The sequence below is a fragment of the Agromyces soli genome (assembly GCF_022811605.1).
GTDB classification, from domain to species: domain Bacteria; phylum Actinomycetota; class Actinomycetes; order Actinomycetales; family Microbacteriaceae; genus Agromyces; species Agromyces soli.
The window spans coordinates 2,365,814-2,379,305 of the sequence record NZ_CP094533.1 but is presented as its reverse complement, the minus strand read 5'-3'; the positions used below and the strand labels follow the sequence as shown (position 1 = coordinate 2,379,305).

The window sequence follows — 13,492 nt, the reverse complement described above, 5'->3', positions numbered from 1 at the left end:
GTTCGAGGGCGTGCTCAGACCCCGGGGTACCGGCGCTCCGGCGCCCCCGTGTACAGCTGCTGCGGGCGGCCGATCTTGGTCTGCGGGTCGAGGTTCATCTCGCGCCAGTGCGCGATCCAGCCGGGCAGCCGGCCGATCGCGAAGAGCACCGTGAACATGCGCGTCGGGAAGCCCATGGCCTTGTAGATGACGCCGGTGTAGAAGTCGACGTTCGGGTAGAGCCGGCGCTCCTTGAAGTAGTCGTCCTGCAGCGCGAACTGCTCGAGCTCCTTCGCGATGTCGAGCAGCGGGTCGTTCACCCCGAGGCTCTCGAGCACGGCGTCGGCCGACTCCTTCACGATCTTGGCGCGCGGGTCGTAGTTCTTGTAGACGCGGTGTCCGAAGCCCATGAGCTTCACCCCGTCCTCCTTGCGCTTCACACGCTCGACGAACTTCGCGACGCCCTCGCCGGACTCCTGGATGCGGGCGAGCATCTGCAGCACGGCCTCGTTCGCGCCGCCGTGCAGCGGACCGGAGAGGGCCTGGATGCCGGCCGAAATCGACGAGTACAGGTTCGCGCCCGTCGAGCCGACCAGCCGCACCGTGGAGGTCGAGGCGTTCTGCTCGTGGTCCTCGTGCAGGATGAGCAGGCGGTCGAGCGCACGGACCAGGGTGGGCTCGAGCACGTACGGCTCGGCCATGTTGCCGAAGTTCAGGCGCAGGAAGTTCTCGACGAAGTTCAGCGAGTTGTCCGGGTAGAGGAACGCCTGGCCGACGCTCTTCTTGTGCGCGTAGGCGGCGATGACCGGCAGCTTCGCCAGCAGGCGCAGCGTCGTGACCTCGACATGGTCGGGGTCGTGCGGGTCGGAGGAGCCCTCGTAGTACGTGGACAGCGCGGCGACGGCGCTCGACAGCACCGACATCGGGTGCGCCGTGTGCGGCAGCGCGGAGAAGAAGCGCTTCAGGTCTTCGTGCAGCAGCGTGTGCCGGCGGACCTTGTCGTCGAAGTCGGCCAGCTGGTCGGCCGTCGGCAGCTCGCCGTAGATCAGCAGCCAGGCGACCTCGAGGTACGTCGAGTGCTCGGCGAGCTGCTCGATCGGGTACCCGCGATAGCGCAGGATGCCCTGCTCGCCGTCGATGTAGGTGATCTCGGACCGGGTCGAGGCCGTGTTCACGAAGCCGTAGTCGAGCCCGGTGAGGCCCGTCTGGCGCGTGAGCGTCGACAGGTCGATGCTGGCGCTGCCCTGCACCGCAGGGGTGATCGGGAATTCGGCGGTGCCGCCCGGGTAGTTCAGGGTCGCGGTCGCGGGGTTCTGCCCGGCCGCGGAGTTCACGACGTCGGTCACGGCGCCTCCTGTGATCGTCATGGTGCGGTCACCTGCCTTCAAGGGTGCAGCCCGGTTGGCGGCCGCTGCCCGAGTACAGCCTAGACGCGCCCGGAGCACACTGTCGCACCCGCCAAAGCATCGCCCGATCCTTGGAGATTGCCGACAATCCCCTGCGGATCAGCGCGTCAGCCGCGCAGACGAGCGGCCGCCTCGGCGATGCGCTCGTCGCTCGCGGTGAGCGACAGCCGCACGTGCTGCGGGAAGTGCACGCCGTAGAAGTGCCCGGGGCCGGCGAGGATGCCGAGGCCGGCGAGCCGCTCGATGCTCTCCCACGCGTCGCGCCCCTCGGTCGCCCACAGGTAGAGCCCGGCCTCGCTGTGATCGATGCGGAAGCCGGCCGACTCGAGCGCCGGCTTCAGCCGCTCCCGCCTCGCCCGGTACCGCTCCTTCTGCTCGGCCACGTGCCGTTCGTCGCGGAGCGCCGCGACCATGGCCTGCTGCAGCGGGAAGGGCACCATGAGCCCGGCGTGCTTGCGGACGGTCGAGATCCGCGACACCACGCTGCGGCAGCCCGCGACGAACGCCGCGCGGTATCCGGCCATGTTCGACTGCTTCGACAGCGAGTAGATCGCGAGGGTGTTACGCCGGTCGTCGCCGATCACGCGCGGGTCGAGCAGCGAGGGCACGGGGGTCTCAGCCCACTCCCCCTCCCAACCGAGTTCGGCGTAGCACTCGTCGCTGACGATGACGGCGCCGAGCTCGTGGGCCCGGGCGCGGGCGGCGCGCAGCTCGTCGAGGCCGAGCACGCGACCGTCGGGGTTGCCGGGGCTGTTCAGCCAGATGAGCTTCGTCTCGGCCGGCCAGTCCGCGGGATCGTCGGCGGCCATCGCCGTCGCGCCGACCAGCACCGCGCCCATCTCGTAGCTCGGGTATGCGGCCCGCGGATGCACCACGACGTCGCCCTCGCCGAGGCCGAGCAGGAACGGCAGCAGCGCGACCAGCTCTTTCGACCCGATCGTCGGCAGCACGTTGGCCTCGGTGAGACCGGTGACGCCCCGGCGATCCGCGAACCAGCGCACGATCTCGGCCCGGAGTTCGTCGGTGCCGACCGTGGTCGGGTACGCGTGCGCGTCGGTCGCGGCGGCCAGCGCCTCGCGCACGACCTCGGGCGTCTCGTCGACGGGCGAGCCGATCGACAGGTCGACCAGGCCGCCGGGATGCGCCGCCGCGGTCTCGCGGTACGGCGCCATCAGGTCCCAGGGGTAGTCGGGAAGCTCGCCCCGCGCCATGCTCAGTGCGCCTGCGGGGGAAGGGCCGCGACGACCGGGTGGTCGTAGGCGATGACGCCGACCTTCGCGGCGCCGCCGGGCGAGCCGATCTCGTCGAAGAACTCGACGTTCGCCTTGTAGTAGTCGGCCCACTCGTCGGGCAGGTCGTCCTCGTAGTAGATCGCCTCGACCGGGCAGACGGGCTCGCAGGCACCGCAGTCGACGCACTCGTCGGGGTGGATGTACAGCGATCGCTCGCCCTCGTAGATGCAGTCCACGGGGCACTCGTCGATGCAGGCGCGGTCTTTCACGTCCACGCACGGCAGCGCGATCACATACGTCACGGCTCGTCCCTTCGAAACGGTCGCTTCAGTCTAGAGCGGCCCCGCGGCTCACGGCGCGGTCGTGGCGTCACCGGAGGACGCGGGGACCGCCGTCAGCGGCGGCCGGCGGCGCTGCGGCAGCGAGGGCCAGGCGACGATCAGCACCGCGATGAGCGCGGGCCCGACCGACCAGACGGTGCCGACCAGCCCGCTCGCGATGAGCACCGAGCCACCGGGGCCCGGCAGGGAGAGCAGCGCGACGATCCCGATGATGCCGACCGCGGCGGCGGCGGCGGCCCAGCGGCCGCCGGCCACGAGGCGGATGCCGAGGAGGAGCGCGGCGACCCCGAGCAGCCCGGCGACGAGCCCCCAGGGCACGAACACGCCGCCGAGCTCGAAGCTCTGGCGATGCCCGATCGTGGCGACCGCGCCGTAGACGAGACCGATCAGCGCCGCGAGCAGGAGCCCGCCGACCCGGCTCCAGGTCGACACCGGTGCCGCGTGCTCGGTCACTGCGGCTTCGCCGTGACCGTGAACGCGATGTTCTCGCCGTCGCCCGCGACGACCACGAGGTACGTCTCGTTCGTGTAGACGGAAGCGCCCGCGTCGGCGCCGGAGAGCGCCGTGTCGACCGTGAAGCCGGCGGCCTCGAGCGCCGCGGTCGCCTCGGCCACGGGGTCGGCGGCCGAGGACGTCATCGTGACGACCCAGCCCTCGCCCGCGGTGCCCGCCGCGAAGACGACCTCACCCTCGGGCAGCGGCACCTCGGCCGGGAAGTCGGCGGGCAGCTCGCCGCCGAGCGAGACGTCGCCGCCGGTCGCCTCTTCGACCGCGCCCTCGATGCCCTGGTTCACGAGGTCTTCGACCGGATTCGCGAAGCAGCCGGTGAGCGCGGTCGCCGCGAAGACGGCGGTGGCGGCGAGCAGGCCGAGACGGAGACGAGGATACGCGGCGGACATGCGCCGAGTCTACCGCCGACCCTCGACCTCGGACATGGCGTAGCGTGTGGCGGGAGGCCCCGGCCGGGGCGAACGGGAGGCGGCATGACGAGCGACGACGGCACGGCGACGAGCGAGGGCCTCGCGGCCCCGGTGGTCCGGCTCGAGCGCGACGGGCGAACGGCCGTCGTCACGATCGACCGCCCGAAGGCGCTCAACGCGCTGTCGCCCGAGGTGCTCGATGCACTGGCGGACGTGCTCGCCGAGCTGGCCGCCGAGCCGGGCGGGCTCGCCGGCGTGCTCCTCGTCGGTGCGGGCGGGCGCGCCTTCGTGGCCGGCGCCGACATCTCCGCGATGGCCGAGCTCACTCCCGACGAGGGCGCGCAGACCGCGGAGCACGGGCACGCCGTGGCCGCGGCGATCGAGGCGCTGCCGCTGCCGGTCATCGCCTGCGTCGACGGCTACGCGCTCGGCGGCGGGCTCGAGCTCGCCCTCGCCTGCGACTTCATCTACGCGACGGAGGCCTCGCACTTCGGGCAGCCAGAAGTGCACCTCGGACTCATCCCGGGCTTCGGGGGGACGGTGCGCCTCCCCCGCGTCGTCGGGCCCGCGCTCGCGAAGGAGCTCATCTACACCGGCCGTCAGCTCGACGTCGAGGAGGCGGCCCGGGTCGGGCTCGTGACGCGTCGCTTCGACGACCGCGAGGCGCTGCTCGCCGGCGCGCGCGAGACCGTGGAGCTCATCGGCCGGAACGCCGCCACGGCCGTCGGCCTCGCCAAGCGCGTGCTCGTGGGCGCGGCGGGCACGCCGACCGCGACCGCCACGCTGCTCGAGATCGAGGGATTCCGCGACGCGTTCCGCACCGAGGACATGCGCGAGGGCGTCGCCGCCTTCCTCGAGAAGCGGGACCCGGACTTCACCGGGCGCTGAGCGGCGTTGGCCCCGACTGGTCAGCCGAGCCGTGCGCTCAGCCAGGCCATGCCGTCGAATCGCGCGTCGTCGGAGCCGTACATCTCGAGGTGCAGGTGGGGGCCGGTCGACTGGCCGGTCGAGCCGATACTGCCGAGCTGCTGGCCGGCGGCGACGCGGTCGCCGACCGACACCTGCAGCGAGCCGAACTGCATGTGCGAGTACGAGCTCGTGAGCAGTTCGCCCTCGATGTTGTGCTGCACCTCGACGTTCACGCCGAGCCCGCCGCCGTTCTCGGTGGCGGTCACGACGACGCCGTCGGCGATCGACATGACGGGGGTTCCCTCGCCGGGGATGAAGTCGACGCCCTTGTGGAACGTCGAGCACCCGGCGCAGGGCGCGGATCGCGGGCCGAAGCCGTCGCTGATGCGGCCCGGGTTCGTCACGGGCCACACGATCGCGTCCGTGCGCTGGATCTCGACCGTGCCGAGCCCGGCGACCGAGGAGGCGATCGGCGGCGGAGCCGCGACCGCGGTGAACTCGTCGACGGCGACCTGTGCGGCGACGACGTCACCGCCGACCTCGAGCTCCTGGGGCTTCGGGGCGAGCACGTCGACCACGGGCGCGTAGACCGAGGCGGTCGGCTCGGTCGAGGTCGCGGTGACGGCGAGGGCCGGCAGGCTCGTGGCGAGCATCATGCCGCCGGCGAAGGTCATGCCGAGCGTCGCGAGGAGGCGCTTGGCGGGCGGGGGGCTGGTGCGGCGGCGTCGAGCCGGCCGAGCGGCCGCGCGGCGGCCGCGGGATGCGGGGGAAGTCGTCATGCGTTTCGTATCGGGTTCGTGCGTTCGTTATCGAATCTTTATCGAGGGCCTCGGCTACGGTACGTGCCTTTCCCTGGGAGCTTCATCCAAATGCATGAATCCGGTGGAGGAATCCCAGCGAGCCATCCGGCTCCCCCTCGGCCCGACCACCGGCGAAGCGCCCCGCCCGGAAACGCCGGATGCCGCGGGCCGAAGCCCGCGGCATCCGCGATGGAACTGTGGAATCCCCGATCAGCCCTGCTTCTTCAGACGCGAGGTGGCGCGCGCGCGAGCGGTCGCGTCGAGCTCGACCTTGCGGATGCGGACCTTCTCGGGCGTGACCTCGACGCACTCGTCCTCACGGGCGAACTCGAGGCACTCCTCCAGCGTGAGCTGGCGCGACGGCGTCATCGACTCGAAGGTGTCGGCCGTCGACGAACGCATGTTCGTGAGCTTCTTCTCCTTCGTGATGTTGACGTCCATGTCGTCGGCGCGCGAGTTCTCGCCGATGACCATGCCCTCGTAGACCTCTTCGGTCGGGTTCACGAAGAACGACATGCGCTCCTGCAGCGCGATGATCGCGAACGGCGTGACCACACCGGCGCGGTCGGCCACGATCGAGCCGTTGTTGCGCGTGGTGATCGTGCCGGCCCACGGCTCGTAGCCGTGCGAGATCGCGTTTGCGATGCCGGTGCCGCGGGTGATCGTGAGGAACTCCGTGCGGAAACCGATGAGGCCGCGGCTCGGCACGATGAACTCCATGCGCACCCAGCCGGTGCCGTGGTTGGACATGTTGTCCATCCGGCCCTTGCGGGCGGCGAGGAGCTGCGTGATCGCGCCGAGGTACTCCTCGGGCGCGTCGATCGTGAGGTGCTCGAAGGGCTCGTGCACCTTGCCGTCGACCTGCTTGGTGACCACCTGCGGCTTGCCCACCGTGAGCTCGAAGCCCTCGCGGCGCATCTGCTCGACGAGGATGGCCAGGGCCAGCTCGCCGCGGCCCTGTACCTCCCAGGCGTCGGGGCGGCCGATGTCGACGACCTTGAGCGAGACGTTGCCGATGAGCTCGCGGTCGAGCCGGTCCTTGACCATGCGGGCGGTGAGCTTGTGCCCCTTCACCTTGCCGACGATCGGCGAGGTGTTCGTGCCGATCGTCATCGAGATGGCGGGGTCGTCGACGTGGATCGCGGGCAGCGGACGCACGTCCTCCGGGTCGGCGAGCGTCTCGCCGATGGTGATCTCCTCGATGCCGGCGACGGCGATGATGTCACCGGGCCCCGCGTCCTCCGCGGGGAAGCGCTCGAGCGCCTTCGTCTTCAGCAGCTCGGTGATGCGCACGTTGGAGTGGCTGCCGTCGTGGCGGACCCACGCGACCGTCTGGCCCTTCTTGATGCGGCCGTTGAAGACGCGCAGCAGCGCGAGGCGGCCGAGGAACGGCGAGGAGTCGAGGTTCGTGACCCAGGCCTGCAGCGGCGCCTCGTCGTCGTAGCTCGGCGCGGGCACGTGCTCGAGGATCGCCTCGAAGAGCGGCTCGAGGTCGCCGTTGTCGGGCAGCTCGCCGTTCGCGGGACGGTTGCGCGAGGCGCGGCCGGCCTTGCCGGAGGCGTAGACGACCGGCACGTCGAGCAGCGCGTCGACGTCGAGGTCGGGAACGTCGTCGGAGAGGTCGCTCGCGAGGCCGAGCAGCAGGTCGTGGCTCTCCTCCTCGACCTCGGCGATGCGCGCGTCGGGGCGGTCGGTCTTGTTGACGAGGAGGATGACCGGCAGGCGCGCCTCGAGCGCCTTGCGGAGCACGAAGCGGGTCTGCGGCAGCGGCCCCTCGGAGGAGTCGACGAGCAGCACGACGCCGTCGACCATCGACAGGCCGCGCTCAACCTCGCCGCCGAAGTCGGCGTGCCCGGGGGTGTCGATCACGTTGATCGTGACCGGGCCGTCCTTCGCGTGCACGCCCTGGTACTCCACCGCCGTGTTCTTGGCGAGGATCGTGATGCCCTTCTCACGCTCGAGCTCGTTGGAGTCCATGGCGCGATCGTCGACGTGCGCGTGCTCCGCGAAGGAGTTCGTCTGCTTGAGCATGGCGTCGACGAGCGTCGTCTTGCCGTGGTCGACGTGGGCGACGATCGCGACGTTGCGCAGATCGGTGCGGTGGGCGAGCGCCATGAAGGAAAGCTCCTGTCGGTGGATGATCGGCCGGACTCGGCCGCCTGACATCGTATCGCACGCTGGAGAACGCATCGGCACGCGGTTCCCAGGCAGCGTCCTCCCGGCCTCCCGGCCTTCGCCCGGAGACGCCGAGGGCCCGGCCGGTTGCCACCGGCCGGGCCCTCGAACGGATCGGATCAGACGCCGAGCGGGATGTTCGCCCCCGGGATCGCGGCGAGCAGGTCCTTGGTGTACTGCTGCTGCGGGTTCTCGAACACCTCGTCGGTGGTCGCGGCCTCGACGATGCGCCCCTTCTGCATCACGCAGACGTTGTCCGCGATGACGCGCACGACGGCGAGGTCGTGCGTGATGAAGAGGTACGTGAGCCCGAGCTCGGCCTGCAGGTCGGCGAGCAGGCGCAGGATCTGGGCCTGCACGAGCACGTCGAGGGCCGACACGGCCTCGTCGAGCACGACGATCTCGGGCTTCAGTGCGAGCGCCCGCGCGATGGCGATGCGCTGGCGCTGGCCGCCCGAGAGCTCGTTCGGGTAGCGGCCGACGAGGGTCCGCGGCAGCGAGACCTGGTCGAGCAGCTCGAACACGCGCTCGCGGCGCGACGCCTTGGTGCCCACCTTGTGGGTCATCAGCGGCTCGCCGATCGTGTTGCCGATGTTGCGGAGCGGGTTCAGCGAACCGTACGGGTCCTGGAAGACCGGCTGCATGCGGCTGCGGAGCGCGAAGAGCTCCTGCCCGCGCACGTTCGCGAGGTCGGCGCCGCCGACGAGGATGCGACCGGAGGTCGAGTCCTCGAGCTTCAGCAGCATCTTCGCGACGGTCGACTTGCCCGAGCCCGACTCGCCGACGAGCGCCGTGGTGGTGCCCTTCGCGATCTGGAACGAGACGCTGTCGACGGCCGTGAAGTCGCCCGTGCCACGGATCTTGTAGACCTTCGTCAGGTCTTCCACGACGATCGCCGGCGGTTGCGCCGCGGCGGCCTCGAGCGCCTCGGCGCGCGCCTCGGCCGTGGCGATCAGGTCGATCGCCTCGCCCGCGGCGGACGCGGCATCCTCGCCCATCGAGTCCTCGGCGGCCTTGATGCTGCCGGTCGCCTGGATACGGCGGGAGGCGAGGCTCGGCGCCGCGGCGACGAGCCGCTGCGTGTACGGGTGCTGCGGATTCTGCAGGATCTGCAGCGACGGGCCCGACTCCACGACGCGGCCCTTGTACATCACGACGAGCTGCTCCGCGCGCTCGGCGGCGAGGCCGAGGTCGTGCGTGATGAACAGCAGCGTGGTGCCGAGCTCCCGGGTGAGGGACTCGAGGTGGTCGAGGATGACCCGCTGCACCGTGACGTCGAGCGCCGAGGTGGGCTCGTCGGCGATGAGCAGCTGCGGGTTCGCCGCGAGGCCCATGCCGATGAGCACGCGCTGGCGCATGCCGCCGGAGAACTGGTGCGGGAACTGCTTCAGACGGCGGTCGGCATCCTGGAGGCCGGCCTCCTTCAGCACCTCGATCGCGCGCGCCTTGACGGCCTTGCGCTCGCTCGCGATGCCGTTCGCGCGGATCGCCTCCTCGACCTGGAAGCCGATCGACCAGACCGGGTTCAGGTTCGACATGGGGTCCTGCGGGACGAAGCCGACCTTGCGGCCGCGGATGGACTCCATCTCGTGCTTCGTCGCCTTGGTCAGGTCCTGCCCGTCGAGGAGGATCTGGCCGCCGGTGATCTCGCCGGAGCCCGGCAGCAGGTTGATGATCGCGTGCGCGGTCGTCGACTTGCCGGAGCCCGACTCCCCCACGATCGCGAGGCTCTGGCCGCGGTAGAGGGTGAGGTTGACGCCGTCGACCGCGGTGACCATGCCGGTCTGGGTCTTGAAGCCGACCTTGAGATCCTTGATCTCGAGCAGCGGCCGCTCGTCGTCGGTGCGGGATTCGGGCACGGAGGTTCCGATCGTCTTCTGGGTCTCGATCTCGGTCATCGACGTGCCCTCGCCTTCGGGTCGAGCGCGTCGCGGACGACCTCGCCGAGCATGATGAAGCTCAGCACGGTCACGCTCAGCGCGATCGACGGGAGGATCAGCGTCTGCGGCGCGGTGCGGAGGTCGCGCTGCGCCTGGCTGATGTCGTTGCCCCACGACATGATGCTCGACGGCAGGCCGACGCCGAGGAACGACAGGGTCGCCTCCGCGACGATCGCCGAGGCGAGCGAGATGGTGGTGATCACGATGACCGGGGCGATCGAGTTGGGCAGCACGTGCCGCAGCAGGATGCGGAACCGGGAGACGCCGAGGGCGGTGGCCGCCATCACGAAGTCGGAGTTCTTCACCCGCAGGATCTCGGCTCTCAGCACACGCGCCGTCGCCGGCCACGCGAAGATGCCGATCGCCAACGCGATCGTCCAGATGCTCGCGTACTTCGAGAGCACCGACATGACGACGACGGCCGCGAGGATGTAGGGGATCGAGAAGAAGATGTCGCCGAGGCGCGAGAGCACCGAGTCGACCCAGCCGCCGTAGAAGCCCGCGAAGGCGCCGAACAGGATGCCGAGCACCGCCACGAGCACCGTCACGATGAGGCCGACCGACAGCGAGGTCGAGGTGCCGTGGATGATGCGCGAGTAGATGTCGCAGCCCTGCTTGGTGAAGCCGAGCGGGTGGCCGGGCGCGGGGCCGGCGTTGCTGTTCGAGAGCTGGCAGTCGTTGTTCGGCGGCACCTGGGTGAACAGGCCCGGGAACAGGGCGACCACGACGACGAGCAGGATGATCGCCGCCGAGATCCAGAACATCGGGCGGCGGCGGACATCGGCCCAGGCGTCGCGCCAGAGGTTCGAGGGCTTGCCCTCGGCCTTGACGGCGTCGATCGCGACGAGCGGGGTCTCCTCGACCGGGGCGACGTAGTGCTGCTGAGTGGATCGGGTGTTACTTGACATAGCGGATCCTCGGGTCGAGAACGGCGTACAGCAGATCCACCAGGAGGTTCACGATGAGGTAGATCAGCACCATGACGGTCACGAAGGAGACGACGGTCGGTCCCTCCCCGCGGATGATCGCCTGGTAGAGGGTGCGACCGACGCCGGGCACGTTGAAGATGCCCTCGGTCACGGTCGCGCCCACCATGAGCACGCCGAAGTCCACGGCGATGTAGGTCACGACCGGGATGAGCGAGTTGCGCAGGATGTGCACGGGGACGATGCGTCGCCGGGACAGGCCCTTGCTCGCGGCGGTGCGAACGAAGTCCTGGCCGTCCGTCTCGATGACCGACGCCCTCGTCAGTCGGACGATCTGCGCGAAGCTTCCTGTGGCCAGCACCATTGCCGGCAATATCAGGTCTTGGATCGGCGCACCGGACCCCACGGTCGTTCTGAACCAGCCGAGCTGGACGCCGAAGATGTACTGCGCGGTGAAGGCGACGACGAAGATCGGCAGCGAGATGAGGATGAGGCTCACCACGAGCGCGCTCGCGTCGAAGATGCCGCCCTTGCGCAGGCCCGAGATGAGGCCGACGAGGATGCCGCCGACGGCGAGGAACACCGTGGCGATCGCCGCGAGCTGCAGGGTCACCGGGAACGTACGGGCCAGGATGTCGGAGACGGGCTCGCCCGAGAAGGAGACGCCGAAGTCGCCGCGGAAGATGCCGCCGAGGAACAGCAGGTACTGCACGATGAACGGCTTGTCGAGGTTGTAGCGCTCGCGCACCGCCTCGAGGACCTGGGGGGGCGGGGTCTTGTCACCGAACAGGGCGACGACGGGGTCGCCCGGCATGGCGAAGACCATGAAGTAGATCAAGAAGGTGGTGCCGAGCAAGACAGGGATCGCCTGCAGCAGTCGGCGCAGGATGTAGCCGGCCATGGATCAGGCCTCGGCTTCTGCGGTTGTGGACATTATTGGAAGAAACCTCACCGTTGTGGAGTCGCCCTACGATGCTACGCCGTTCGCGACACCGCAGGATACGTGGGTGTGGGGCGGCGGTCTGGTGACCGCCGCCCCACGGGCGCCTCAGAGTCTAACCCTGAGTCGTCGCAGGCTGGGAACTACTCCGCAGCCTTGGTGATCTGGTAGTACAGCGGAACCGAGTTCCAGCCGAACTCCACGTTGTCCACGGTGTCGTTCCACGCGCCGTTGACGTTCGAGTACCACAGCGGAACCGCGGGGAGGTCCTTGAACAGGATCTCCTGGACCTGCTGGAACTTCTCGTTCGCGGCGTCGATGTCGGTCTCCGCACGGCCTTCCTTCAGGAGGGCGTCGACCTCGGGGTTCGAGTAGTCACCGTCGTTCGAACCGGCACCGGTGCCGTACAGCGGCCCGAGGAAGTTGAACAGCGCCGGGTAGTCGGCCTGCCAACCGCTGCGGAACGCGGTCTGGATGGTGCGGTTGGTGATCTCGGTGCGCGCCTCGGCGAAGGTCGGGTACGGGTTGCCCGACGCGTCGATGCCGAGGTTGTTCTTCAGCTGGTTCGACACGGCGTCGACCCAGCCCTGGTGGCCGCCGTCGGCGTTGTAGGCGATCTGGAAGGTGCCGCTCCACGGGGCGATGGCGTCGGCCTGGGCCCACAGCTCCTTCGCCTTCTCCGGGTCGAAGTCGAGGACCTCCGAGCCGGGCACGTCCTCCGAGTAGCCGTCGATGACCGGCGAGGTGAAGTCGTGCGCGGGGGTGCGGGTGCCCTCGAAGATCACGTCGGTGATCTCCTCGCGGTTGATCGCCATCGAGATGGCGGCGCGACGGAGCTGGCCTTCCTCACCCGAGAAGTGCGGCAGGCGCGCGGGGATGGTGAAGGACTGGAAGATCGCCGCGGCCTGGTTGACCGAGCGGTCCGGGAACTCGTCGGCGTAGCTGCTGAGCGCCGCCTCCGGGATCTGGTCGACGACATCGACGTTGCCACCCTGCAGGTCGGCGTACGAGGCGTCCTGCGAGGCGTAGAAGATGATGTCGAGCCCGCCGTTCTGCGCCTTGCGCGGACCGTCGTAGTCGGGGTTCGTGACGAGGCTGATCTCCTCGTTGTGCTTCCAGGCGCCCTCGCCGTCGAGCATGTACGGCCCGTTGCCGATCGGGTTCTCACCGAAGGCCTCGAGGTCGGCCCAGGCCGACTCGGGGAGCGGGTAGAAGGCCGAGTAGCCGAGGCTGAGCGGGAAGTCCGACTCGGGCTGCACGAGCGCGACCGTGAAGGTCAGGTCGTCGACGACCTTGAGGCCCGAGAGCTCGGGGCGGTTCTCGTCGAGCGAGAAGCCCTCGATGTCGCCGAAGAAGTAGCTCGAGAGCTGCGCGTTGTCGAGCGCGGCGCCGTAGTTCCACGCCTTGACGAACGACTCGGCGTTCACCGGGTCGCCGTTCGTGAACTTCAGGTCGGGCTTGATCTTGATGGTGTAGTTCTGGGCGTCGTCGGACTCGATGGACTCCGCGACGTCGTTGTGCACGGCACCCTTGGCGTCGTAATACACCAGACCGGCGAAGATCGCGTCGAGGATCTTGCCGCCGCCGACCTCATTGGTGTTGGTCGGGATCAGCGGGTTCTGGGGCTCGGAACCGTTCGTCGTGATGATGGCCGACATGTCGCCGGCAGCACCGCTCGACGACGGCGAACCGCTCGTGCAACCGGTGAGCGTGAGCGCTCCGGCCGCAGCAAGAGCAATGGCGGCAACGCCGATTCTCTTGATCTTCAATGTTCCTCCTGTGAGATGTGCGCATGCAGGCAGGGCTTCTGGCCGCGCCCGAGCGCTGGTAAATCGAGGCTAAGGAGTCCTCTCACCCGAAGCAAACTCCACGGCCAAACCGTTACCGACGCGAAACCTGGCGACCCCGCTCGCGCCGCTTTCCG

Annotated in this window: 12 protein-coding genes; 1 reads left to right on the top strand and 11 read right to left on the bottom strand. The window is 69.6% G+C overall.

Annotated features, from left to right (window positions below):
• Nucleotides 1-14: 14 nt before the first annotated feature.
• From MTP13_RS11430 to MTP13_RS11410, 5 genes are all read right to left on the bottom strand, one after another.
• A complete protein-coding gene (locus MTP13_RS11430; RefSeq protein WP_243567882.1) occupies nt 15-1,346 on the bottom strand; it encodes a citrate synthase in 1,332 nt (443 codons plus the stop codon).
• Nucleotides 1,347-1,492: 146 nt separating this feature from the next.
• A complete protein-coding gene (dapC, locus tag MTP13_RS11425) occupies nt 1,493-2,596 on the bottom strand; it encodes a succinyldiaminopimelate transaminase (protein WP_243567881.1) in 1,104 nt (367 codons plus the stop codon).
• A gap of 2 nt (nt 2,597-2,598) precedes the next feature.
• Nucleotides 2,599-2,919 (bottom strand): ferredoxin, encoded by a 321-nt coding sequence (fdxA, locus tag MTP13_RS11420; protein WP_243567880.1) that lies wholly within the window; start codon nt 2,917-2,919, stop codon nt 2,599-2,601.
• A gap of 48 nt (nt 2,920-2,967) precedes the next feature.
• Nucleotides 2,968-3,411: a hypothetical protein gene (locus MTP13_RS11415; RefSeq protein WP_243567879.1), complete on the bottom strand. Its 444-nt coding sequence runs from the start codon at nt 3,409-3,411 to the stop codon at nt 2,968-2,970.
• A complete protein-coding gene (locus tag MTP13_RS11410) occupies nt 3,408-3,857 on the bottom strand; it encodes a hypothetical protein (RefSeq protein WP_243567878.1) in 450 nt (149 codons plus the stop codon). The genes MTP13_RS11415 and MTP13_RS11410 overlap by 4 nt, the downstream gene beginning before the upstream one ends.
• 84 nt (nt 3,858-3,941) lie before the next feature.
• Here MTP13_RS11410 and MTP13_RS11405 point away from each other — a divergent pair, with 84 nt between their 5' ends.
• On the top strand, nt 3,942-4,766 hold the full coding sequence (locus tag MTP13_RS11405) for an enoyl-CoA hydratase/isomerase family protein (RefSeq protein ID WP_243567877.1): 825 nt from the start codon (nt 3,942-3,944) through the stop codon (nt 4,764-4,766).
• A gap of 20 nt (nt 4,767-4,786) precedes the next feature.
• Here the strand turns inward: MTP13_RS11405 and MTP13_RS11400 are convergent, their stop codons facing one another.
• The 6 genes from MTP13_RS11400 to MTP13_RS11375 all read right to left on the bottom strand — a co-directional run bounded on the left by MTP13_RS11400 (nt 4,787) and on the right by MTP13_RS11375 (nt 13,337).
• Nucleotides 4,787-5,566, bottom strand: coding sequence for a M23 family metallopeptidase (locus tag MTP13_RS11400; protein ID WP_243567876.1), 780 nt, complete (start codon nt 5,564-5,566; stop codon nt 4,787-4,789).
• A gap of 231 nt (nt 5,567-5,797) precedes the next feature.
• On the bottom strand, nt 5,798-7,702 hold the full coding sequence (gene typA / locus MTP13_RS11395; RefSeq protein ID WP_243567875.1) for a translational GTPase TypA: 1,905 nt from the start codon (nt 7,700-7,702) through the stop codon (nt 5,798-5,800).
• Between the two features lie 179 nt (nt 7,703-7,881).
• On the bottom strand, nt 7,882-9,660 hold the full coding sequence (locus tag MTP13_RS11390) for a dipeptide ABC transporter ATP-binding protein (protein ID WP_243567874.1): 1,779 nt from the start codon (nt 9,658-9,660) through the stop codon (nt 7,882-7,884).
• Nucleotides 9,657-10,610 (bottom strand): ABC transporter permease, encoded by a 954-nt coding sequence (locus MTP13_RS11385; RefSeq protein ID WP_230766214.1) that lies wholly within the window; start codon nt 10,608-10,610, stop codon nt 9,657-9,659. The genes MTP13_RS11390 and MTP13_RS11385 overlap by 4 nt, the downstream gene beginning before the upstream one ends.
• Entirely contained in the window at nt 10,600-11,529 is a 930-nt protein-coding gene (locus tag MTP13_RS11380; protein ID WP_243567873.1) for an ABC transporter permease, read from the bottom strand. The genes MTP13_RS11385 and MTP13_RS11380 overlap by 11 nt, the downstream gene beginning before the upstream one ends.
• 182 nt (nt 11,530-11,711) lie before the next feature.
• Entirely contained in the window at nt 11,712-13,337 is a 1,626-nt protein-coding gene (locus tag MTP13_RS11375) for a peptide ABC transporter substrate-binding protein (protein WP_243567872.1), read from the bottom strand.
• Nucleotides 13,338-13,492 lie beyond the last annotated feature (155 nt).

Bases quoted from the DNA above. Each gene is read 5' to 3' on its own strand.
- MTP13_RS11430 (WP_243567882.1), bottom strand. From the start codon at position 1,346: ATGACGATCACAGGAGGCGCCGTGACCGACGTCGTGAACTCCGCGGCC.
- dapC (WP_243567881.1), bottom strand. From the start codon at position 2,596: ATGGCGCGGGGCGAGCTTCCCGACTACCCCTGGGACCTGATGGCGCCG.
- MTP13_RS11410 (WP_243567878.1), bottom strand. From the start codon at position 3,857: ATGTCCGCCGCGTATCCTCGTCTCCGTCTCGGCCTGCTCGCCGCCACC.
- MTP13_RS11405 (WP_243567877.1), top strand. From the start codon at position 3,942: ATGACGAGCGACGACGGCACGGCGACGAGCGAGGGCCTCGCGGCCCCG.
- MTP13_RS11400 (WP_243567876.1), bottom strand. From the start codon at position 5,566: ATGACGACTTCCCCCGCATCCCGCGGCCGCCGCGCGGCCGCTCGGCCG.
- typA (WP_243567875.1), bottom strand. From the start codon at position 7,702: ATGGCGCTCGCCCACCGCACCGATCTGCGCAACGTCGCGATCGTCGCC.
- MTP13_RS11390 (WP_243567874.1), bottom strand. From the start codon at position 9,660: ATGACCGAGATCGAGACCCAGAAGACGATCGGAACCTCCGTGCCCGAA.
- MTP13_RS11385 (WP_230766214.1), bottom strand. From the start codon at position 10,610: ATGTCAAGTAACACCCGATCCACTCAGCAGCACTACGTCGCCCCGGTC.
- MTP13_RS11380 (WP_243567873.1), bottom strand. From the start codon at position 11,529: ATGGCCGGCTACATCCTGCGCCGACTGCTGCAGGCGATCCCTGTCTTG.